The organism is Mesorhizobium sp. ZC-5 (assembly GCF_025753855.1).
Taxonomy (GTDB): domain Bacteria; phylum Pseudomonadota; class Alphaproteobacteria; order Rhizobiales; family Rhizobiaceae; genus Neomesorhizobium.
This window is the reverse complement of record NZ_JAOWPT010000020.1, coordinates 44,969-65,707: the sequence shown is the minus strand read 5'-3', so window position 1 is coordinate 65,707 and position 20,739 is coordinate 44,969. Positions and strand designations below refer to the sequence as shown.

General features: G+C 62.3%; 19 protein-coding genes and 1 tRNA gene. 10 read left to right on the top strand and 10 right to left on the bottom strand.

Features of this window, described 5'->3' with window-relative positions:
- The 5 genes from OHD58_RS29055 to OHD58_RS29035 all read right to left on the bottom strand — a co-directional run.
- On the bottom strand, window positions 1-1,081 hold a 1,081-nt coding region (locus OHD58_RS29055; RefSeq protein WP_263807090.1), incomplete at its 3' end, for an ABC transporter ATP-binding protein.
- 5 nt (window positions 1,082-1,086) lie between these two features.
- Window positions 1,087-1,908 carry a carbohydrate ABC transporter permease gene (locus OHD58_RS29050; protein ID WP_263807089.1) on the bottom strand — a complete coding sequence of 274 codons (822 nt, stop codon included), beginning with the start codon at window positions 1,906-1,908 and terminating at the stop codon, window positions 1,087-1,089.
- Entirely contained in the window at window positions 1,905-2,834 is a 930-nt protein-coding gene (locus tag OHD58_RS29045; protein ID WP_263807088.1) for a carbohydrate ABC transporter permease, read from the bottom strand. The genes OHD58_RS29050 and OHD58_RS29045 overlap by 4 nt, the downstream gene beginning before the upstream one ends.
- 7 nt (window positions 2,835-2,841) lie before the next feature.
- Entirely contained in the window at window positions 2,842-4,137 is a 1,296-nt protein-coding gene (locus tag OHD58_RS29040; RefSeq protein WP_263807087.1) for an ABC transporter substrate-binding protein, read from the bottom strand.
- Window positions 4,138-4,179: 42 nt separating this feature from the next.
- On the bottom strand, window positions 4,180-4,857 hold the full coding sequence (locus OHD58_RS29035; RefSeq protein ID WP_263807086.1) for a FadR/GntR family transcriptional regulator: 678 nt from the start codon (window positions 4,855-4,857) through the stop codon (window positions 4,180-4,182).
- Window positions 4,858-4,957: 100 nt separating this feature from the next.
- Here OHD58_RS29035 and OHD58_RS29030 point away from each other — a divergent pair, with 100 nt between their 5' ends.
- The 4 genes from OHD58_RS29030 to OHD58_RS29015 all read left to right on the top strand — a co-directional run bounded on the left by OHD58_RS29030 (window position 4,958) and on the right by OHD58_RS29015 (window position 9,522).
- Window positions 4,958-6,181, top strand: a complete 1,224-nt coding sequence (locus tag OHD58_RS29030; RefSeq protein WP_263807085.1) for an enolase C-terminal domain-like protein — start codon at window positions 4,958-4,960, stop codon at window positions 6,179-6,181.
- Window positions 6,178-7,863 carry a GMC family oxidoreductase gene (locus tag OHD58_RS29025; RefSeq protein WP_263807084.1) on the top strand — a complete coding sequence of 562 codons (1,686 nt, stop codon included), beginning with the start codon at window positions 6,178-6,180 and terminating at the stop codon, window positions 7,861-7,863. The genes OHD58_RS29030 and OHD58_RS29025 overlap by 4 nt, the downstream gene beginning before the upstream one ends.
- A 335-nt stretch (window positions 7,864-8,198) precedes the next feature.
- Complete coding sequence (locus tag OHD58_RS29020; RefSeq protein ID WP_263807083.1) at window positions 8,199-8,504, top strand: helix-turn-helix transcriptional regulator; 306 nt, start codon at window positions 8,199-8,201, stop codon at window positions 8,502-8,504.
- A complete protein-coding gene (locus OHD58_RS29015) occupies window positions 8,491-9,522 on the top strand; it encodes a tyrosine-type recombinase/integrase (protein WP_263807082.1) in 1,032 nt (343 codons plus the stop codon). Before OHD58_RS29020 ends, OHD58_RS29015 begins: the two co-directional genes overlap by 14 nt.
- Before the next feature lie 79 nt (window positions 9,523-9,601).
- On the opposite strand, the gene OHD58_RS29010 is transcribed toward OHD58_RS29015, so the two are convergent.
- Window positions 9,602-9,675: transfer RNA gene (locus OHD58_RS29010), tRNA-Gly, on the bottom strand.
- A 127-nt stretch (window positions 9,676-9,802) separates the two neighbouring features.
- Here OHD58_RS29010 and OHD58_RS29005 point away from each other — a divergent pair.
- Window positions 9,803-10,066 (top strand): DUF6460 domain-containing protein, encoded by a 264-nt coding sequence (locus OHD58_RS29005; protein ID WP_263807081.1) that lies wholly within the window; start codon window positions 9,803-9,805, stop codon window positions 10,064-10,066.
- Window positions 10,067-10,084: 18 nt separating this feature from the next.
- Here the strand turns inward: OHD58_RS29005 and OHD58_RS29000 are convergent, their stop codons facing one another.
- Window positions 10,085-10,993 (bottom strand): histone deacetylase, encoded by a 909-nt coding sequence (locus OHD58_RS29000; protein WP_263807080.1) that lies wholly within the window; start codon window positions 10,991-10,993, stop codon window positions 10,085-10,087.
- Window positions 10,994-11,138: 145 nt separating this feature from the next.
- Here OHD58_RS29000 and OHD58_RS28995 point away from each other — a divergent pair, with 145 nt between their 5' ends.
- Window positions 11,139-12,482 (top strand): MATE family efflux transporter, encoded by a 1,344-nt coding sequence (locus OHD58_RS28995; protein ID WP_263807079.1) that lies wholly within the window; start codon window positions 11,139-11,141, stop codon window positions 12,480-12,482.
- Window positions 12,483-12,486: 4 nt separating this feature from the next.
- Here the strand turns inward: OHD58_RS28995 and OHD58_RS28990 are convergent, their stop codons facing one another.
- Window positions 12,487-13,578 (bottom strand): quinone-dependent dihydroorotate dehydrogenase, encoded by a 1,092-nt coding sequence (locus OHD58_RS28990; RefSeq protein WP_263807078.1) that lies wholly within the window; start codon window positions 13,576-13,578, stop codon window positions 12,487-12,489.
- Window positions 13,578-13,925 carry a DUF952 domain-containing protein gene (locus OHD58_RS28985; RefSeq protein ID WP_263807077.1) on the bottom strand — a complete coding sequence of 116 codons (348 nt, stop codon included), beginning with the start codon at window positions 13,923-13,925 and terminating at the stop codon, window positions 13,578-13,580. The genes OHD58_RS28990 and OHD58_RS28985 overlap by 1 nt, the downstream gene beginning before the upstream one ends.
- A 120-nt stretch (window positions 13,926-14,045) precedes the next feature.
- Between OHD58_RS28985 and OHD58_RS28980 the strand changes: the two genes are divergently transcribed.
- The gene (locus OHD58_RS28980) at window positions 14,046-14,483 is read left to right on the top strand and encodes a hypothetical protein (protein WP_263807076.1); all 438 of its coding nucleotides are present in this window, start codon (window positions 14,046-14,048) and stop codon (window positions 14,481-14,483) included.
- A gap of 148 nt (window positions 14,484-14,631) precedes the next feature.
- Complete coding sequence (locus OHD58_RS28975) at window positions 14,632-15,291, top strand: response regulator transcription factor (protein WP_263807074.1); 660 nt, start codon at window positions 14,632-14,634, stop codon at window positions 15,289-15,291.
- Between the two features lies 1 nt (window position 15,292).
- Here the strand turns inward: OHD58_RS28975 and OHD58_RS28970 are convergent, their stop codons facing one another.
- Window positions 15,293-18,781, bottom strand: a complete 3,489-nt coding sequence (locus tag OHD58_RS28970) for a PAS domain-containing hybrid sensor histidine kinase/response regulator (RefSeq protein WP_263807095.1) — start codon at window positions 18,779-18,781, stop codon at window positions 15,293-15,295.
- Window positions 18,782-19,033: 252 nt separating this feature from the next.
- On the opposite strand from OHD58_RS28970, the gene mscL reads away from it, so the two are divergent.
- Entirely contained in the window at window positions 19,034-19,450 is a 417-nt protein-coding gene (mscL, locus tag OHD58_RS28965; RefSeq protein WP_263807073.1) for a large conductance mechanosensitive channel protein MscL, read from the top strand.
- Between the two features lie 113 nt (window positions 19,451-19,563).
- Window positions 19,564-20,733 carry a pyridoxal phosphate-dependent aminotransferase gene (locus OHD58_RS28960; protein WP_263807072.1) on the top strand — a complete coding sequence of 390 codons (1,170 nt, stop codon included), beginning with the start codon at window positions 19,564-19,566 and terminating at the stop codon, window positions 20,731-20,733.
- Window positions 20,734-20,739 lie beyond the last annotated feature (6 nt).

Here is a 20,739-nt window from a genome sequence, read left to right as displayed (position 1 = left end):
GGGCAAGGCCATTGCGCGTATCGAAGAACCGCACTTTCGACGGTTCGACGGGTGAAAGTCCGATCGCTGATCCGGCTGTCAGTTCAACCGAAGGGGTGAGAAAGGCGGAAACCAGGAAATCCCCCACATCCACGCGCACCAGGCTGCGGGAGCCGAGATATTCTACCGTCCGCACGGTTCCGTGCAGCATGGCTGCGTCGGTGTCGTCATATTTCAGGTCTTCGGGGCGAATCCCCAAGGAGATCCGGCGGTCGTCGAACGACAGATCGGCAGGTAACGGAACGTCGAAGCCTCGCCCGCTCACCCGGTTGTTGTCGACTTCGCCTGCAAGGATGTTCATCCCCGGCTCGCCGAGAAACCGCGCCACGAAGAGATTGGCGGGATTGTCGTAGAGCTCCCGCGGACTTCCGACCTGCTCGATCCGGCCGTTCGACATGACCACGATCAGGTTCGAAAGGGTCATCGCCTCGCTCTGGTCATGGGTGACGTAAAGCATGGTGGCGCCGAGGCGCTGGTGGATATCCTTGAGCTCCGAACGCATATGCACGCGAAGCTGCTGGTCGAGGTTGGAAAGCGGTTCGTCGAGCAGGTAGACTGTCGGAGTCCGCACCATGGCTCGGCCCAGGGCCACGCGCTGCCTCTGGCCGCCCGAGATTTCCCGCGGAAAGCGGCCGAGCATGGTCTCTAGCCCGAGCATGCGGGCTGCGCCCTTGACCTTGCGGTCCACCACCTCCTCGGGGGCGCGGCGGCGCCAGGCCCGCATCGGAAAAGCTATGTTTTCGTAGAGCGTCATATGCGGGTAGAGCGCATAGGACTGGAACACCATTGCGATGTCGCGATCCGCCGGCTTGACGGTGGTGACGTCCCGGTCGCCTATCATGATGCGCCCCTCGGTAGGCATTTCCAGCCCGGCGATCATGTTGAGCGTGGTGCTCTTGCCGCAGCCGGAAGGACCCAGCAGGGTCACGAATTGACCCGGCTCGATGGAGATGTTGACGTTGGAGACGGCGCGGACCGTGCCATAGCTTTTGCCGACGTCGATGAAGCGAACCGACTGTGCGGTCGGCTGAACCTGAACCATGGGACTTAGCCTTTCACGGACCCGTCAGCGAAGCCGCCGATGAGGTATTTGCGGAAGAGAAGGAAGACGACGACGGGAGGAATGGTGGCGATGGCGACGCCGGCCATGAGTGCACCCCAGTCCCGGCCATGGAAGCCCTGGAAGAAGATCAGCGCGACCGGCAAGGTGCGCAATTCAGGCTGGTCCACCATCGTGGTGCCGGTCACATAGTCGTTCCAGCAATGCAGGAAGCCGAAGGTTGCCGACGCCAGAAGCGCAGGTTTCGCTCCGGGCAGGACGATCTTCCATACGGCCTCGGCGCGAGAATAGCCGTCGATCTCGGCTGCCTGCTCCAGTTCACGCGGGATCGAAGCAAAATGCGCGCGCGTCACCCAGACTGCAAACGGCAGGATATGGCCGGCATAGAGCAGCGGCAGCACCAGATAGGTGTTGTAGAGTCCCAGTTCCGAGGCGAGAAGCTGCGTCGGCAGCAGCACCGAAAAGCCCGGCACAGCCATCGCCCCCACGAAGATCAGCAGGATCGCCGGTTTCCCCGCCACCGGGTAGCGCGTCAGCGCATAACCGGCCACCGTGCCGAAAAGCAGCGAGAGAAGGACGGCCAGAACGGCATAGTTCGCGCTGTTCAGGAAGGCCCATTGCACCCCTTCGGCGATCAATCGGGAATAGTGGGCGAAGGTGGGGCTTAGCGGTATGATTTCCGGCGGCACGGCGAAGATGCGGTTGGTCGGTTTGAACGAGGTGGATATCGCCCAGAATATTGGCCCCAGGGCGACGATGGCGGCGATCAAGCAGGCTAGGGACAAGACGAGGCGGGCGGCGAATTTCATGCTGCGGCTCCGGGCTGCTTGCCGAGAATGCGGATGTAGATCGCGATCAGCGCCATGTTGATCATGAACATCACGATCGCGATGGCATTGCCGCGGCCCTGGTCGAGTTCGACGAAGCCGGTATTGTAGAGCAGGTAGGCCAGAGTATTCGTCTGCCGAATCGGACCGCCTCCGGTCAGGCCGATGATAAGCTGCACTTCGTTGAAGTAGCTGATAGTCAGCATCGAGATGACGATCAGCAGCGAAGGCGCCAGCAAGGGCAGCGTGATCTTGTAAAAGCTTTCGAGTGCGCCGAGCCCGTCGACGGCGGCCGCTTTGTAGAGATCCTTGGGTATCTGCCCCAGGCCGCCTATCAGGATGATCGTAGCGAACGCGAAGTTTCTCCAGACTCCGACGGCAATCAGCGTCGGCATTGCCAGCATCGGATCGGTCAGCAGATCCTGGGGAGGCCGGCCAAATGCTGCAAACAGTGCTCCGACCAGCCCCCCGGGGGAGGGCACGAGGATCCATTTCCACAGCAGCGCAACTACGATCGGGCTCATCGCCCATGGGACGAGCAGGACGGTCAGAAGCAGGCTTCCCCAGCGGCCGAGTCGCCGGATGCCCATCGCGGCGAGCAGCGCCAGCGGCACCGCGATGGCCAGGGAGCAGAAAGTGAACAGGAGCGAACGGCCGATGGCCTGCCAGGCGAACGGGTCCGAGAACAGGGCAGCGTAGTTCGCAAGGCCGACATAGCCCTCATTGGCGAAGAAGAAGACTTTGTGCAGGCTGAGATAGAAGCCGTAGAAGGCCGGCAGGATGTTGATCGCGATGACCAGAATCAGCGCGGGGCCGACCAGCGCCGACCCCACCAGTTTTGCCTGACGCGCCGCCGACGTCAGGGCGCGTTCCGGATGCAGCCTGACTCCGGAGGAGGAAACGCTCATATTTCGCTCACCAGCCCAGCGTCGATTTTGCCCGCGACAGGACCGCATCTACGCTCTCATCCGTGCCTATCAGTTCCTGCAACGCGGTGTTCATCACCGGAAAGACCTTGGTGATGTCCGGAAGGCGCTGTGGAAAGGTCAGCGCGCCCGGGGCGCTGAGCAATTCGGTGAACGTGCGGATATTTGCCGCTTCCGGTGAGGAAAAGAACGGGTCGTCCAGCGTCGAGCGGCGGTCGGGCACCAGTCCCGCGACCTTACCCCATTCCAGCGACGCCTCCGTTGTGTAGAGGCTTTCAAGGAAAGCGGCTGCGGCGGGAATGTTCTGCGATGAGGCAGACAGGCCTACCGTCCAATAGGGTCCGAGCAGGACCGATGGCGGCAGGTCGCCGAAGGCGGGCCATGCCGAGACTGCCAACTGCTTGCCGTCATAGGCGGCGGCGATGTCCCTGTATTGCTGGAAACGAGGCGCAAAGGCCTGCACCATGGCAAAACGGCCGGCGGCGAACTGATCCTGGATGTCGTCGCCCATGGCGTTCAGCAGCGTCGGCGAAAGTGAGCCGTTCTGCACAAGCTGTCTGACAATTTTTGCCGTTTCCTGCGCCTCCTTGCCGGTGATGTCGAATTGGCCGGTGGAAGGATCGAAGATCGAAGGCCCGAAGCCGGACAGGACGTTGATGAAGGACGATACGCTGTTATCATTGGTGGGCAGGCCGAAGCCAAGCCGCTCCCCTTTGGTCAGCTTGCCAGCTGCCGCAATGAACTCGTCCCAACGCAGCGGTGGCGCCTCGATCCCGATCTCGGCCAGCGCATCCTTGCGATAGAAAATGACCTGCGCCGGCGAGGGCCAGAGCGGCAACGAAATACGCTGTCCGTCGAAGACCGATTTCTCCGCGAAAACCGGAAAGAGATCGGGCACCACCTTGGTTTTAAACTCGTCGGAGAAAACCTCATCCAGATTGGCCAGCACGTGGCGCTGGTTTACGAGGTCGAGAAAGGTATCGCGCATCCAGATGATGTCGGGGGCGCGCTTTTGCGCCGAGGCAGCCACGAATTTGGTTTCCAGCTCCTGGAACGGCTGCGGTTCCACGACGATCTTCACATCAGGATGTGCTGCCGTGAACCGGCCGATGATATTGCGCAGCACGACTTCGCGAGGCGACTGCCCCTCCGAACTGAGGAAGGTCCAGATACGGACCGTTCCCGAAAGCTGCTGCGCCCGCGCCGCCCGCGGCAAGGCTGCCAGGGCTATGCTGGCTGCTGTCATCTTGATGACGGAACGCCGGTTGAAATGAACGAAACTCATGGCCAAACTCCTCCTACTATTGGTTTTTTGTTACGCCGGAATCTAGAGATTGCTGAGCACCCGCGTGCGGCCGTTCAGCAGATGCCGCCGCAATTCCGCCCGGGCGCGGTCGCTGTCGCGGGCCGCCACCGCGTCGACAATGGCGCCGTGCTCCAGCGCGATCAGCTCGCGCCGCTCGGCGGCCGTCAGCACTGATCGCTGGGCCGACAGGTTGCCCCAACTGAAGATGTGCGAGGTAAGCCGGCCCAGTGCGTCGCTCAGCTTGGAATTATGGGCGCAGACCGCCAGCGCGGCGTGGAAGGCGACATCCTCGCGCTCGGCCCGATCCACGATCAGCCGGACCATCAGCGTTTCCTGTGCCCGGACCAGGCGGGCGAGATCGTCCTCGGTTCGCCGGTCCGCGGCCAGGGCCGCGACTTCGCTTTCCAGCGCAAGCCGCACCTCGTGCCATTCGGCAAGATCCCTGGTCGAGGAAATCGCCGAGAGCCGGACCATCTGCGGGGCTTGGTCCCGCACGGCATAGCTGCCGGAGCCCTTGCGGGAGCGCACCACCCCCTCCGTGCGTAGCCGGGTCAGCCCTTCACGAATGCTGGCCCGCGACATGCCGAACATCTGCACGAAATCCGTTTCCGAGGGCAGGCGCTCCCCCGTCGCCACGCCATCGATATAGCCGCGCAGTTGCCGGTAGGCGCTGTCCGATCTGCTCTCGCCGTCGCTCATTTTCGGAAACCAAAACTCGTTGACGATTTGAAATCTGTCTGATTACATTAATTCTGTAGGACAGCTTTGTGCATTGCAAGTGGAAAATTCAGGGAACGAGATGAACAGGACGATAGGATCGCGGCCGGGTGCTCGCATCGCACGGATCGAAGTGCATGAATTCGGCTATACGGTCGATGGGTTGGGATTGGACATCAGCGGCAATCGCTGCGTCATGAAGGGCGCGAGCAGCCGTCTCTCAGCCTTCGCCGTCAGAATCGACACGCAGGACGGTCAACGGGGAGAGTATTGTAGCGTTCACAGCGGCAAGAACGGCGCCATGGTCGGGCAGGTCAAAGCGGCGGCAGGCCATCTCCTGGGCGAGGACGCAGAAGAGCGCGAGGCGATCTACAACAAGCTGAAGCGCGCGCATCGTCATTACATGGCGATCGGTCATTCCGCGCTGGACAATGCTCTGTGGGACCTTGCGGGGAAAGCCGTGGATCGTCCTGTCTGGCGTCTGCTTGGCGGTTACCGGCAGCGGCTCCCGACCTATGCCAGCACCCTCAACGGCGGGCGGCACGGGATTCTCGACAGCATCGAGGCCTATGCCGATTTCGCGGAGGAATGTCTGGCGCTGGGTTACAAGGGCTATAAGATCCATGGATGGGGCGAAGGCGACCCGCAGGAGGAGGCCGCCAATCTTCTGCATTGCGCCAAGCGTGTCGGTGGCCGCATGGCCCTGATGTATGACGCCGCGAGCGAACTGCGCACGCTGGCCGATGCGATCTACGTCGGCAAGGCCTGCGATGACGGCGGCTATGTCTGGTATGAAGATCCGTTCATGGATGCGGGCTGGTCCCCCCATGCGGCGCGCCAACTGAAGGAGAGCGTCAGGACGCCGCTCATGCTGACCGAGCATGTGCGCGGACTGGAAAGCAAGGCTGCCTGGATTCACGACCGAGCCACGGACTACCTTCGTGTCGATCCCGACTACGACATGGGAATTACCGGCACGATGAAGGTTGCCCATCTGGCCGAGGCCTTCGGCTTGGATTGCGAAATCCATGCCGCCGGCCCCGCACAGCGTCACTGCATGGCCGCGATGCGCAATTCCAGCTGGTATGAACTGTCACTCGTCGCACCTGGGGTCGCCAATCCCGTCCCGCCGGTGTTCGGATCGGGCTACAGCGATGCACTCGAAGACATCGGCCCGGACGGCTGCATGCCGGTGCCGGACGGTGCGGGGCTGGGAGTGGAGTATGACTGGGATTACATCGTGGCCAACCGCACCGCCTATCAGGAGTTCGGCCTCAAGGGTTCGGATACGGTTTCTGGACGATGAGTATAGGCTACGATTACGTCATCGTCGGCGGCGGTTCCGCCGGCTGCGTGCTCGCCAACCGCCTTTCTGCGATAAGCGCGACCAGGGTGCTGTTGCTGGAGGCAGGTGTCGACCATCCTCCGGGTCTGGAGCCCGAGGAGATCCGCGACGTCTATCCTTACCGTGCGGCCTTCAATCCCGCCTATCAATGGCGCGATCTGAATGCCTGGCTGATGCCGGTGCCGCACAACGATCCGGACCGGTCGCTGCCGAAGCCCTATATCCAGCCCAAGGTGATCGGCGGCGGATCGAGCATGAACGGCGAGATCGGCAATCGCGGCCTGCCGGTCGACTACGATGAATGGGCCGAGCGCGGAGCCGAAGGCTGGGGTTGGGAAAATGTCCTGCCCTATTTCCGCAAACTTGAAACCGACATGGACTTCGACGGTCCCATGCATGGGCAGACTGGCCCTATATCGATCAGCCGCGTCATGCCGGAGGAATGGCCGGGCTTCACGCGGGCTGTTGCCGCCGCCCTGACAAGCCAGGGATACCGCAACATCGGGGATCAGAACGCCGTTTTTGAAGATGGCTGGTTCCCGATGTCCCTGACGACGAACCGCAAGTCGCGTTGCTCGGCCGCGATGGGCTATCTGGATGCACCGACCCGCGCGCGCGGCAACCTGACGATCCGGACCGGGGTAACGGTTGACCGGTTGTTGATGGAGGGGCGCCGCGCCATTGGTGTTCAGGCCGGCGCCGAGCGCATTCTTGCCAAGCGCGTCATCCTCGCGGCCGGCGCGCTGCAGAGCCCGGCCATGCTTTTGCGTGCCGGAATCGGCGATGCCGGGCAATTGCGCGAAGCGGGGATAGAGGTGCTTGGTCATCTGCCCGGCGTCGGCCAGAACCTGAACGAGCATCCCTCCATCGCGATGTCTTCCTGGATCAGGCCGGGCTACCGCATGGGTAACTCGCCGCGCCGCCATGTCCAAGCCGCATGGCGCTATTCATCGGGGATGGAAGGCTGTGGCTCCGGCGACATGTTCATGGTTGTCGTGGCCAAATCCGCCTGGCATCCGATCGGCCAGCGCATTGGATCGCTTTTCAGTTGGATCAACAAGACATATTCCACCGGCTATCTTCGGCTTGATCCGTCAAACCCGGATGCGCCACCGGAGATTGCGTTTCAGATGCTGTCCGATTCGCGCGACATGGAGCGAATGAAGCTGGCGGTGCGGCGCATGTGGTCGCTCTACGCCACCGATGCTCTGTCCCGGGCTTGTTCGGACCCATTTGCGGCAACTCATGGCGCCATGGCAAAACTTGTAGGGGCGGTAAACTGGCGAAATTGGCTGGTGACACTGGGACCGGCCCTTCTGACCGAGGGGCCTGCCACCCTGCGACGCATTCTCATTGACCGCCTTTTTGCCAGCGGTGACGACATCATCACTGCGCTTGAAGATGATGACGCCTTGGCTGACCTCATCAAGAAGCACACTATAGGCGGCTATCATCCTTCGGGAACTTGCTGCATGGGTGCCAGGGATGACGCGGGCGCCGTAGTCAGCCCGCGAGATGGCGCGGTTCATGGAATTGAAGGGTTGTTCGTCATCGATGCGTCGATAATGCCATGTGTTCCTCGAGCCAACACCAATCTTCCAACACTCATGTTGGCGGAGAAAATTGCCGATAGCTTGGCATAAGATCTCCGCCCATCCATTTCCATCCACGTCGGTATCACATAGCGGGCAACGAAATGGCCGCAGCTAAAAGGTCACGTCAACAATTCACGGGTGTTCGTGGTCGCCCATCCTCCCCAAGGTCCAGTGACGACACCCAGAAAATATCTACCAGCGATGTCACCAGGATGAACGGAGCGGTGATGCTCCTCAACGGCTCGCATGGTTCTGACTATCCGTGCCAAGGGAACGGAAAATCGGCTCAACGCCTGTGAGGCAATGTCACTCCCCTTTTTGGGAATCTTCAGTCACTTGGCGGCCGGGTTGCTATAACTCACGCGAGTAGAAAAGGAGCTCGCATGCCCGCAACCACGATAGGTCTCATCCACGCCCTTCCAGCTCATTCTCGCCGCGGCTTCGACCGCAAGGAGGCCGCCAGCTACGTTGGCGTCAGCCCGACACATTTCGACAAGCTCGTGCGCCAGGGCATCATGCCGGCGCCAAATCTGCTCCTCGGCCGCAACGTCTGGGACGTGCGGGCGCTCGATCGCGTCCTTGACGCCATGTCGGGCGCAGGCTCAGTTACTGCTCACACTCCGGTCGCCGACAACGACGATCTCGATCGTGAGCTTGCCGAATTCGAGGCGAAGCATGGTTACGCTTGAACTCAAAGGGCTGCATAAGGTCAAGGCTAAGGGCAGAATCTATTGGTATGCTTGGCGTGGCGGGCCACGCCTCGCCGGTGAACCCGGGACACCTGAATTCCTGGGTTCCTACAATGAAGCAATTGCCAATCGCCGATCCTCAGACACTGGCAGATTCCTGTCAGTGATCTCGCTCTACAGGGCGAGCACCGACTACCAGAAGCTCGCTGCTTCGACGAAGAAGAACTGGGGACCGTGGCTGGATCGCATCGCAGATCATTTCGGCGAACTCCGCACGGCCCAGTTCGACCGCCCGGAGAGGATTCGGCCGATCATTCGTCGCTGGCGCGCCGCTTATGCAGAGACACCGCGCGCTGCCGACTATGGCATGCAGGTGCTCTCGAGGGTCTGTTCATATGCAGTCGACCCGGTCGGCAAGCTTGCATCCAACCCCTGCGAAGGCATCAAGCATCTCTACAGTGCCGACCGCTCGGAGATTATCTGGACGGATGCCGACATCGACCGCTTCAAACAGGTCTGCTCGACCGAGATCGCCTTCGCAATTGACCTTGCTTCCCATACCGGCTTGCGGCTCAGCGACTTGGCGAAGCTGTCGTGGTCTCATGTTGGCGACGACGCCATCATGATTCGCACTGGAAAGCGCTCCGGGAAAGCCAAGGTTCAGCGCGAGGCAGTGATTCCGCTCTATGACGAGCTGCGCGAGCTTTTGGAAAGGATTCCGCGCCGGTCACCAGTGATTCTTACGAACAGCCTGAAGCGGCCATGGTCTAAGGATGGCTTGAGCAGCCGCGTTGCCGAACTGAAGGAGGAGGCGTGGCCTGAGGGCGTAGACCTTCACTTCCACGACCTCCGCGGCACGGCTGCGACCAAGTTTTATCTCGCCGGCCTGTCTGTGCGCGAGATCGCCGAGATCATGGCCTGGGAGGAAGAGCATGTCGAGCGCATCATCCGCCGCTATGTAAGCCGCACCGCAGCTATCAAGGAGCGCATCCGGAAGCTCAATGAAGCCAGAACGTGAACAGGTGCTGTAAAACTATCTGTAAAACCCGGCTATGCGTCGATCGCCAAAATCAGGCACAAATCCTTGTAAGGCATGCTGGAGCGGGTAGCGGGAATCGAACCCGCGCGATCAGCTTGGGAAGCTGACAAGCTACCATTACATCATACCCGCGCTGTTCTTTGGTTATCATGGCCTCGCGGCTCTTCGCAATCGCAAACCGTACTGCCTTGGTGAAATGGGTTGAAGCCGTCGCGCCAAATGCGTATTTGCGGTCGCCGGTGGATGGAAGGAACAGCCAATGTCGGGATTGACTCGATTTCTGGGAGACAGCCCTCTGCGGGTGCTCTTGAAGCTCATCGTGGTGTCGTTCCTCGTCGGCATCGTCATGAGCGCCTTCGGCTGGTCGCCATTCGACGTGCTTTACGGCGTTCGCGACTTTTTCGTCGATCTCTGGCGCATGGGTTTCCGGGCGATCGACCGCTTCCTGGGCTATTTCCTGCTGGGTGCCGCGATCGTCATCCCGGCGTTCCTGGTCCTCAGGCTCTTCAGCTACCGGCGCTAGAAACCGCCCGGCTCGAAATCAGTCGCCTGCGCTAAATTCTGCGGCGACCTCGAACAGGATGGCGTGGCGTTCGGCAAGGGATGCGACGTCGGTCGAATAACCGCCGCCGATGACCCCGCAGACCGGGATATCGCGGTCGCGGAAATGGCCGATGACCGTTGTGTCGCGCTCGCGCAGGCCGTCGTCCGTCAGTTTCATGCGGCCCAGCCGGTCGGCGAAATGCGGATCGACGCCGGCATTGTAGAAGACGATATCCGGCGCCGAGCGGGCAGTGACGGTTGGCAGCGTGGCACGTAGGGTCTCGAGATAGGCCGCGTCCTCGATGCCGTCGGGCAGGCCGATGTCGAGGTCGGAGGCGATCTTGCGCACTGGATAGTTGCGCTCGCCATGCATTGAAAAGGTGAAAACGCGAGGCTCTTCGGCAAATATGTCGGCGGTGCCGTCGCCCTGGTGCACATCCAGGTCGACCACCAGGATGCGTTCCGCCAGACCTTCCGTAAGCAGCAGCGCGGCGGCGACACCAACATCGTTGAGGGTGCAGAAACCGGCGCCCTGGCTGCGGCGGGCATGGTGGCTGCCGCCGGCTGCGTTGCAGGCAATGCCCTGCTGTAATGCCAGTCGCGCGGCAAGCACGGTGCCGGCCGATGCAAGCTGGGCGCGGCGGGACACGCGTTCATCGACGGGAAAGCCGATCTCGCGTTCGATCCTGTGGGGCACCGTGCAACTCAGAACCTGCTCGACATAGCCGGAATCATGCGCGCGGTTCAGCCATTCCGCCGCCGCCGGGGAGGGAACCTCGATCGCGCCGCCCAGCATGCCGCGCACAGCCAGGCTTTCCATCAGCAGGCTGTACTTGCTCATCGGAAACCGATGGGTCGGCGGAAGCTTGGCGTCGTAGCCGGGGTGATGCACGATCGGCAATGTCATCGCAGCACTTTGCAGTGCGAAGCCCCTGTTTGGGAAGCCGGTCCATCGAAAGCGCGTGTGGATTGATTTGTTCCTGCACCTGCGCCTTGCATGCACAAGTCGAACTGGTGCAAGTCGTGCCGTCCGCAAACCGGGACCGGAATTCTTGGAACACAGCACATCGACCATCGTCGGCTCACGGCCTTTCGAGGTGACCAACCGGCTGGTGCTGGCGATTGCCATTCCCATGACGCTTGCCTACCTGACGACGCCGCTGCTTGGACTGGTCGGCACCGCCGTGGTCGGCCAGTTCGGCGATGCCGCGCTGCTTGGCGGACTGGCCGCCGGCGCCGTCGTTTTCGACGTGGTGTTCGCGACCTTCAATTTCCTCCGCTCCGGGACCTCCGGGCTGGTGGCTCAGGCGCTCGGCCGCGGCGATCTGCTGGAAGAGCGCGCGATCTTCTGGCGCGCCTTCACCATTGCCGTGGCCATCGGCCTCGGCCTGGTGCTGCTTTCGCCGCTGATTGCCTCCGTCGGCGACTGGTTCATGGGCGCCGAGCCGCGCGTCACGCAGGCGATGGAGACCTACATCGGCATCCGGCTGCTTTCGGCGCCGGCCGCGCTGCTCAACTATGCCGTTCTCGGCTATTTCCTTGGCCGCGGCGAAGCGACAACCGGCCTTTTGCTGCAGTTCCTGCTGAACGGCGTCAACATCGCCCTGTGCCTATGGCTCGGGCTGCATCTCGGCTGGGGTGTTGCCGGCGTCGCCTGGGCCTCGGTGGCCGGCGAAACCATCGCCCTGATGGCTGGCGTCTCGATCATCCTCTGGCGCTTCCGGATGATGCCGAAAATGTCGCTGCAGCAGGTTTTCGATGCCGCCGCGCTTCGGCGCATGCTGCACCTGAACGGCGATATCATGATCCGCTCCTTCGTGCTGGTCGGGGCGTTTTCGCTGCTCACCCGCCAGGGCGCGCAGCTTGGCACGCTGACGCTCGCAGCCAACGCCGTTCTAATGCATTTCTTCCTCGTTGCCGGCTACTTCCTCGACGGCTTCGCCAACGCCGCCGAACAACTGGCAGGCCGGGCGATCGGCGCCCGCTACGAGCCCGCGTTTTCGCGGGCGGTGCGCCTCACCTCCATCTGGGGCTTTGCCCTGGCGGGGTTCGCAAGCCTCGCGGGGCTTCTGTTCGGCGAGCAACTGGTGGCGCTCATGACGACCGCCACCGATGTCCAGGCCGAAGCAGCTAGTTACCTGCCATGGGCAGCGCTCACGGCCATCAGCGGCGTGCTGGCGTTCCAGATGGATGGCGTCTTCATCGGCGCAACATGGTCGCGCGACATGCGCAACATGATGCTTTTGTCGTTCGCGGTATTTGTCGCGGCATTGTTCGGGCTCGGCTGGTATTTCGGCAATCACGGCCTGTGGGCGGCGCTGCATATTTTCCTGATCGTGCGCGGCGTCAGCCTGCTGTCGATGGTACGCAGTCGGCAGAAGGCGGCCTTCGCCTGATCGATCAGCCGATCGGCCGGTCCGCCCAGTGTGCGAGACGCGTGTCGCGGATGTCCCGCAGGCTGGCAACTCCCTGGGCTTCGGCAAAGCGCGCCATGCCGCGGACGATGCGGCCCGGCAAGGAAGGGCCGGCGTAGATCATGCTTGTGTAGAGTTGCACGAGGTCGGCTCCGGCGCGGATCTTCTCCAGCGCAGTCTCGGCCGAACTGACGCCGCCGACGCCGATGATCGCCATTTCCGGCCCGAGCAGCCGCCGCATTCTGGCCAGCACGGCGGTCGACCGTTCGAAGAGCGGTTTTCCCGACAGGCCACCGGTTTCGCCGGCATGTGCCGTGCTCTTCAACCCGCCGCGCGCCAGCGTCGTATTGGAAACGATGATGCCGTCGATAGCCTTTTTCGACACCTCCGCCGCGATGTCCGCCAGTTCGGCCTCGTCGAGGTCGGGGGCGATCTTCAGGAACACCGGCACCGGCCGGCCACCTGTTGGCGTCACTTCAGCGCGCGCACTCGTCACCCGGGTCAGCAATTCGCCGAGGCTTTCACGGGCCTGCATATTCCTAAGGCCCGGCGTGTTGGGCGACGAAATGTTGATGGTGAGGTAGCCGGCAAGGGAGGCAAATCGCCGAACGCCCAGTTCGTAATCTGCGAACCGGTTGGCGCTGTCCTTGTTGGCGCCGACGTTGACGCCGACAATGCCCGGCCTGCCGGCGCGCGCCTTGAGCCTTTCGACGCAGCGCTCATGGCCTTCATTGTTGAAGCCGAGCCGGTTGATGACCGCCTCGTCGGCAGTCAGCCGGAAAATTCGCGGCTTCGGATTGCCGGATTGGGCAAGCGGCGTGACGGTTCCGATCTCGGCAAAGCCGAAACCCAGCCCGAGCAGGGCGTCAGGAACCTCGCCGTTCTTGTCGTAGCCGGCGGCCATGCCGAGCGGATTTGCGAATTCGAGGCCGCGCAGCTTGACCTTCAGGCGTTCGCTCGACGGCGCGTTGCCGCACATTGGCAAGCCGGACCTCAATGCGGCGATCGACAGGCCGTGCGCCGTTTCCGGGTCGAAGGCGAAAAGCGCCTGCCTGCCAAACCATTCGAGCGGGTTCATCAGGGCTCCAGCACGGGAAACCGGTGTGTGCCATCCGCATCGAGCGGCAACGGCTTCACCCAGCGGGCCGCGGTTGGGTCGAGCGGCGCATAGAGATGCGGAAACAACGCTCCGCCCCGCGAAGCCTCGTATTTCAGCGCTTCACCGAGCTTGTCCGCATCGATCGCCACCAGCACCAGATCCGCCTGGCCGGCGAAATGCCTGGCGGCGGTTTCCTCCACCTGCCCGGCTGTCGAGAAATGGATGTAGCCGTCACTGAGGTCGATGGCGGCGCCTTTGAAAACGCCGGCCTTTTCGGCCTCGCGCCAAGCGGCTTCGGTTGCGATCTTGTAGATGGTTTCGTGCATGGCCGCCCTATAGTCGGAAAGCGGCTGTCGCGAAAGAGCAGCCTGTTGATTGTCATGACTGCGTCCCTATTTCAGGCGTAAATCGCTGTCAGTATTCGCTGGATCGAACGGAGGAAAATCATGCAGCTTAAGAGTATCGTCGCTTCGGCTTTCCTCGCCTCCGCACTGTCCTTCCCGGCGATGGCCCAGGACACCGACCGCTACACGATGGAAAAATCGGACAACGGCTATGTCCGCATGGACCGCAAGACCGGCGAGATGTCGATCTGCGAGGAGCGGTCTGGGCAACTGGTCTGCAAGCTGGCGGCCGATGAGCGCTCCGCCTTCCAGGACGAGGTCGATCGCCTGCAGGATCGCCTGTCCGGCCTCGAGAAACGTGTCGCCGAGATCGAAACCGCGTCCCGGCTGAATCCTAATGCGTTGCTGCCCGACGAAGAGAGCTTCGAGAAATCGCTGGGTTACATGGAGCGTTTCTTCCGCCGCTTCATGGATATCGTCAGGGACCTGGACCAGGACTGGCGCAAGGGCGAACCCGACCCCATGCCGCAGAAGACCTAGAATCCGGGAGATCGACGCGGCCGTTATTTCGGGCGGACCGGCCGTCAGCGGAATTGTTGCTTGAAAACGAGCACCTTCACCGCTTAATTGGCTCATTATCCCAAACCATAACAAAAAGAGTCGGCCAGGGAGAAACGGGAGGGACAGGGTGCCATCGAGCTACAAGTTCGTGATCGCGGACGACCATCCGCTGTTTCGCGGTGCGCTCAAACAGGCACTTGCGAGTTTCGCCGAAACCACCGGCATTCTCGAAGCCGGCGACTTCGACAGCGCCAAGGCGCTGATCGTCGCCAACGACGACGTCGACCTGGTGCTTCTCGATCTGTCGATGCCGGGCGCCAGCGGGCTTTCCGGGCTCGTATCGCTGCGCGGTGTCCATCCTGCCGTGCCGATGGTGGTGGTGTCGGCGCATGACGACCCGGAGACGATAAGAAGGGCGCTGGAGCTTGGCGCGTCCGGTTTCATCTCCAAGTCCGCCAGCATGGAGGAAATACGCAGCGGCGTCGAAACTGTGCTCGCCGGGGGCATTTCGGCGCCTGTCGGCATCGAACTCGGGGTCGAGCGGGATCCGGAAATCTCCGATCTCATCAAACGGCTTCAATCGCTTACCCCGCAGCAGACGCGGGTGCTGAGCATGCTGGCCGAAGGGCTGCTCAACAAGCAGATCGCCTACGAGCTCGACGTCTCCGAAGCCACCATAAAGGCGCATGTCTCGGCGGTTCTGCAGAAGCTTGGGGTCGACAGCCGTACGCAGGCGGTCATCCTTTTGTCGAAGATCGGAAGCGATCCGCTGCAGGCGGTCGGCTAGATTATTCGGCGGCTGCCGCTATGCGGCGGAAACGCGTGATCATCGACCGCAGCGCCGCCGGCTTCACCGGCTTGTTGAGCACCGGGACGTCGATCGCGTCAGCCGCGGCGCGGACTTCGTTCGAGCGGTCCGCAGTGAGGAGTATCGCCGGAATCTCCGCGCGATAGGCGGCTCTCAGCTTGCGGATCGCATCGAGGCCGTTCTCGCCATCGAGATGATAGTCGGCAAGTACGATGTCCGGCTGGACATGGTCAGCCCGCCTGAAGTCGCCGGAGCCCGTCGCGGAACGAACTTCGCATCCCCATCCTTCCAGCAGCAGTTGCATGCCGTCGAGAATACGCGGATCGTTGTCGATACAGAGGACGAGCAGCCCGTTCAGCGCCGCCGCCGCCGGCAGCGGCGTGCGCTTGTCCGGCTGCAGGGGCGGTTCCGTCGCCTGCGTGACCGGCAGCACCACCGAAAACCGCGTGCCCTTGCCCTTGCGCGAGCCGATCTGGATTTCGAGCCTGAGCACCCTGGCGATGCGGTCGACGATGGAAAGGCCGAGACCGAGGCCCTGGGCTTCGCGGGCGCCTTCGTCAAGTCGCGTGAATTCGCGGAAAACCGTGTTCAGCTTGTCCTTTGCTATCCCTATGCCCGTGTCGATTACCTGTAGCTCGACAAGCTCGCCACGACGGCGCACCCCGACCAGGACCTTGCCCGTGCGGGTGTACTTGATGGCGTTGGAAACAAGGTTCTGTATCAGCCGGCGCAGCAGGTTGCGGTCAGTGTTCACTGTCAGCGATGACGGCACGATGGTCAGCTCGAGGTCCTTGGCGGCCGCCATCGGCAGGAAATCGGTGCCGATCTGGCGCAGCAACCCGTCGAGCCTGAACACCGTATCCGCCGGCTTCATGGCACCGGCATCCAGCCGCGAGATGTCGAGCACGGCGCCGAGAATGGTCTCCACCGATTCCAGCGAGGATTCGATGTTGGTGGCCGCCTCGCCGGCGCTCCCCTTGCCGGCCTTCTCGATCAGTGACGAACAGTAGAGCCGCGCCGCATTCAGCGGCTGCAGGATGTCGTGGCCGGCAGCGGCAAGGAAGCGCGTCTTGCCGAGATTGGCTTCTTCGGCGAGCATCTGCGCCTGCGCCAGTTCCTCGTTGACGCGCGTAAGCTCGGCGGTACGGTTCTTGACGCGTTGCTCCAGCGTCTCGTTGGCCCTCTTCAGCGCATGATCGGCCTCGACGCGCTGGGTGATGTCGGCATAGGTGGCGACGATGCCGCCGTCGGGCATCGGATTGGAGCGCAATTCGATGATCCGGCCGCTCTTTCGGAGCTCGATTTGCCATGGGTTGCCGAAGTCGGTCAGCCGGTTGAGGGTCGTGACCCGTGATTCTGGCGGAATGTCGCCGCGCTCGGCAAGATAGCGCAGGACGCGATCGAGCGAGACGCCGACCTGGCCCATTTCGTCGGGCAGGTCGAACAGCGCACGATACTGCCGGTTCCAGCAGGTCAGCCGGAAATCCTTGTCGAAGACGGTGATGCCTTGCTCCATCTGGTCGAGGGCGATCTGCAGCAGGTCGCGGTTGTGCTGCAGCGCCTCGGTGGCGTCGTCGAGAAGCCGGAAAGCATCCTTCGAGGCGCTGTCATTGCGCTGGAACAGCAGCGACAGGATAAGGCGGGCGGAGGACGAGCCGACTGCACTCGCCAGAAGCTGCTCGGAAAAGCGGATTACTGCCATGCTTGCCGGATCGCCGCCGTTCAGGATGCTGCCTTCGCCGATCTCGAAGGACTGGAACGAGCGTTCGGTGCGTTCGACGCCGAGGTAGCGCGAAATCGTGTCTTTCAGGTCGTTGACGGTAACCGCGGTCCGGAACCGACGCAGGCTGGGCATCGGATTGGCATCGCGTGGAACGAAGATCGATGCCTGGATGCGTTCGAGCGGCACGGATGCCCGTGACAGCGAGCCAAGCACGAAAAACACGGTGTTGATGGAGAGGCTCCACATGACGCCATGGTTGAGCGGCTCGGCCACCGTCCCGAACAGCGCCCCAGGCCGCAGTGATTCCAGCCCGAACAGGCCGTGCACCAGGATGCCCGTATCGGGGGCGGCCAGCGACGGGAAAAGCAGGGTGTAGGCCCAGACGATGATCCCTGCGGCCATGCCGAGCGCGGCACCCCGTGCATTGGCCCCGCGCCATACCAGCCCGCCGAAGAAGGCCGGCGCGAACTGGGCGATCGCGGCAAATGACATCAGGCCGATCGATGCCAGCCGGGCATTGTTGGTGCTCTCGCGATAGTAGAGGAAAGCCACGAACAGGATGGCGAAGATCGCGGCGCGGCGGATATTGAGGATGAGGGCGGACCAATCCTCGTTTTCAGCGCTCTCGTTCTTGAGCAGACGGCGAACGAACAGTGGGATGACCAGGTCATTGGAAATCATGATCGAAAGCGCGACGCTGGCCACGATGACCATCGCGGTCGCGGCTGACAGTCCACCGATGAATGCCGCCATCGCCAGAAGGTCGTGGCCGGCAAGCAGCGGCACCGACAGCACGTAGAGATCGGCGCTCGTCCGGGTTCCCACCACCGCCGCGCCGGCCAGCGCGATCGGCAGGACGAACAGGTTGATCAGCACGAGATAGAGCGGGAATACCCAGGTCGCCTTGCGCAACTCGCTCTCGTTGCGGTTCTCGACGATCATCACGTAGAACTGCCGCGGCAGCATGATGATGGCAAAGCCGCTCAGCCCGGTCATCACCAGCCAGGTGCCGATCGATGTTCGGTAGGCCAGGGCATCCTGCACATTCTGGTTGGATGCAAGTGTCGTGATGAGGTTTCCGGACCCGCCGAGCAGGAAGAACGTCACCAACAGCCCGACGGCTATGAAAGCGGCGAGCTTGACCACGGATTCGACGGCGACTGCCAGCACCAGCCCATCCTGGTGTTCGGTTGCATCGGCATGCCTGGTGCCGAACAACACGGCGAAGAGGGCGAGCAGCATCGCCACGATCAGCGAGATATCGCTGACGAACGGGTCGAACGAAGGCGGCGAACCGTTGTAGTGTTCGACCATCAGGCTGACCGAACCCGAAATCGCCTTCAGTTGCAGGGCGATGTAGGGAATTGCCCCGACGATGGCGATCAGTGTGGCGATCAGGCCGACTGCGAAGCTCTTTCCGTAGCGTGCACCGAGAAAGTCGGCGATCGAGGTGATCTTCTCGGTCTTCGCGAGGCGCACGATGCGGCGCAACAATGGAAATCCGAATACGAAGACCAGCACCGGTCCAATGTAGATGGCTATGAATTCGAGCCCACGTTCGGACGCCAGTCCGACAGACCCGAAAAACGTCCACGACGTGCAGTAGATCGCCAGGCTGAGCGAGTAGATATAGGGGCGTGGGCGGCCAGGCCCTCGTGTTGTCGCCCACCGATCGCCCAGGCTGGCAATGGCAAACAACAGCGTCACATAGGCGATCGCGATGATGACGACGATCCAGCCCTGCACTTCGGAAAGCTCCTCCCAGCGTGGCACCGCCACCGCAAGAAGGCAATCACAGCTTGCCCGGCATGTCCATTGCCGCAGGCCTAGACATTTCGTTGCGGATTACCCGCCGGATGCGGCGCCGTCGCCAAGATATAACACTGCATTTTACGGGTTTTGCCGACCACGCATTTTGTTATGGTGCTGCACGGCTGGCGATAAAAAGGGGACCAGGAAACGTTTTGCGCGCAGCCGGTTCAGCCAAGGAGAGATGCAATGCTGAAAGAATTCCAGGAATTCATCGCCAAGGGCAATGTCATGGATCTCGCCGTTGGCGTGATCATCGGTGGCGCTTTCGGCCTCATCGTCAATTCCCTGGTGGGCGACATCATCATGCCTATCGTCGGCATGGCGGGGAATGCCGATTTCTCCAACTATTTCGCTCCGCTGTCCGACGCGGTTACCGCCACTTCACTGGAAGAAGCCAAGAAACAGGGGCCGGTGTTCGCCTACGGCAACTTCATCACGGTGGTCATCAACTTCCTGATCCTGGCCTTCATCATTTTCCTGATGGTCAAGGCCGTAAACAACATGCGGCGGCGGCTTGAGAAAGAGAAGCCCGCCACACCGGCAGCGCCGCCAGCCGATGTGGCGTTGCTCACCGAAATCCGTGACCTGCTCGCCAAGAAGTAATCTGCCGCAACGGCTCTGGACCAAAACCCCGGCCGTTTTCGGCCGGGGTTTTCCATTTTCGCGAGCCATGAAACAGGCTAGGCGTACATCCTGACCTCAATCATGGATTTGCGATGAGCCTGATCGACAATCTGCGGGCCGAAGCCCGGCTCGCGCCCGAAAGCGGCATCGTCGCGGTTGCAAATTACGGCCGCGGTCGCGAGGGGCTGATCCCGCTCTGGGCGGGCGAGGGCGATCTACCGACGCCCGGCTTCATTGCCGATGCCGCCAACCGCGCGCTTCAGGGCGGCGAGACGTTCTACACCTGGCAGCGCGGCATCCCTGATCTGCGGCAGGCGCTGGCACGTTATCACACACGCCATTTCGGCCGGCAGTTTCCCTCGGAGGAATTCATCGTAACCGGCGGCGGCATGCAGGCGATCCAGCTTGCCCTGCAGGCAGTCGCCGGCAAGGGCGACGAGGTGCTGTACCTCGGTCCGGCATGGCCGAACTTTCCGGGCGCCGCCGGCGTCGCGGGTGCTGAACCTATCGCCGTTCCGCTCGACCGGTCCGACAATGGCTGGACATGCGATATCGAAAAGCTGGAGGCCGCGGTCACGCCGCGCACCACGGCGATCTTCGTCAATTCGCCGTCCAACCCGACCGGCTGGACGGCGGACACCGTGACCCTGCAGGCGATCCTCGATCTGGCGCGCCGCAAGAACCTCTGGATCGTCGCCGACGAAATTTACGCGCTGTTCCACTATGGCGGGCAGCGCGCGGCGTCCTTCATGGACATCATGGACGACGAGGACCGCATCCTTTTCGTCAACACGTTTTCCAAGAATTGGGCAATGACCGGCTGGCGCATCGGCTGGCTGCGCATTCACCCGTCGCTGCAGCAGGTGTTCGAGAACCTGGTGCAATATTCGACGTCGGGCGTGGCGCAGTTCATGCAACGCGGTGCCATCGCAGCACTCGACGAGGGCGATGCCTTCCTCGCCAGCCAGATCGAGCGCGCCGGCAAGGCCCGCGATCTTGTCTGCGATATCCTGGGCAAGACGGGCCGGGCGCAGTTCAGCGTGCCGCAAGGCGCCTTCTATCTGTTCTTCTCGATCGACGGCATCACGGATTCGCGCCAGGCCGCCTTCGATATCGTCGACGGCGCGAACATAGGGCTGGCGCCGGGCACAGCATTCGGCCCGGACGGCGCCGGCTTCTTCCGGCTCTGCTTCCACCGCAATCTCGAACAGGTCGAGGAGGCTGCGACAAGGCTGGCGCGGTGGATCGAAAGGCGCAGTTGATCTTCG

What these genes read in the sequence shown, in the direction of transcription:
- OHD58_RS29050 (WP_263807089.1), bottom strand. Translation starts at nt 1,908, where the DNA reads ATGAAATTCGCCGCCCGCCTCGTCTTGTCCCTAGCCTGCTTGATCGCC.
- OHD58_RS29045 (WP_263807088.1), bottom strand. Translation starts at nt 2,834, where the DNA reads ATGAGCGTTTCCTCCTCCGGAGTCAGGCTGCATCCGGAACGCGCCCTG.
- OHD58_RS29040 (WP_263807087.1), bottom strand. Translation starts at nt 4,137, where the DNA reads ATGAGTTTCGTTCATTTCAACCGGCGTTCCGTCATCAAGATGACAGCA.
- OHD58_RS29035 (WP_263807086.1), bottom strand. Translation starts at nt 4,857, where the DNA reads ATGAGCGACGGCGAGAGCAGATCGGACAGCGCCTACCGGCAACTGCGC.
- OHD58_RS29030 (WP_263807085.1), top strand. Translation starts at nt 4,958, where the DNA reads ATGAACAGGACGATAGGATCGCGGCCGGGTGCTCGCATCGCACGGATC.
- OHD58_RS29025 (WP_263807084.1), top strand. Translation starts at nt 6,178, where the DNA reads ATGAGTATAGGCTACGATTACGTCATCGTCGGCGGCGGTTCCGCCGGC.
- OHD58_RS29020 (WP_263807083.1), top strand. Translation starts at nt 8,199, where the DNA reads ATGCCCGCAACCACGATAGGTCTCATCCACGCCCTTCCAGCTCATTCT.
- OHD58_RS29015 (WP_263807082.1), top strand. Translation starts at nt 8,491, where the DNA reads ATGGTTACGCTTGAACTCAAAGGGCTGCATAAGGTCAAGGCTAAGGGC.
- OHD58_RS29005 (WP_263807081.1), top strand. Translation starts at nt 9,803, where the DNA reads ATGTCGGGATTGACTCGATTTCTGGGAGACAGCCCTCTGCGGGTGCTC.
- OHD58_RS29000 (WP_263807080.1), bottom strand. Translation starts at nt 10,993, where the DNA reads ATGACATTGCCGATCGTGCATCACCCCGGCTACGACGCCAAGCTTCCG.
- OHD58_RS28990 (WP_263807078.1), bottom strand. Translation starts at nt 13,578, where the DNA reads ATGAACCCGCTCGAATGGTTTGGCAGGCAGGCGCTTTTCGCCTTCGAC.
- OHD58_RS28985 (WP_263807077.1), bottom strand. Translation starts at nt 13,925, where the DNA reads ATGCACGAAACCATCTACAAGATCGCAACCGAAGCCGCTTGGCGCGAG.
- OHD58_RS28980 (WP_263807076.1), top strand. Translation starts at nt 14,046, where the DNA reads ATGCAGCTTAAGAGTATCGTCGCTTCGGCTTTCCTCGCCTCCGCACTG.
- mscL (WP_263807073.1), top strand. Translation starts at nt 19,034, where the DNA reads ATGCTGAAAGAATTCCAGGAATTCATCGCCAAGGGCAATGTCATGGAT.
- OHD58_RS28960 (WP_263807072.1), top strand. Translation starts at nt 19,564, where the DNA reads ATGAGCCTGATCGACAATCTGCGGGCCGAAGCCCGGCTCGCGCCCGAA.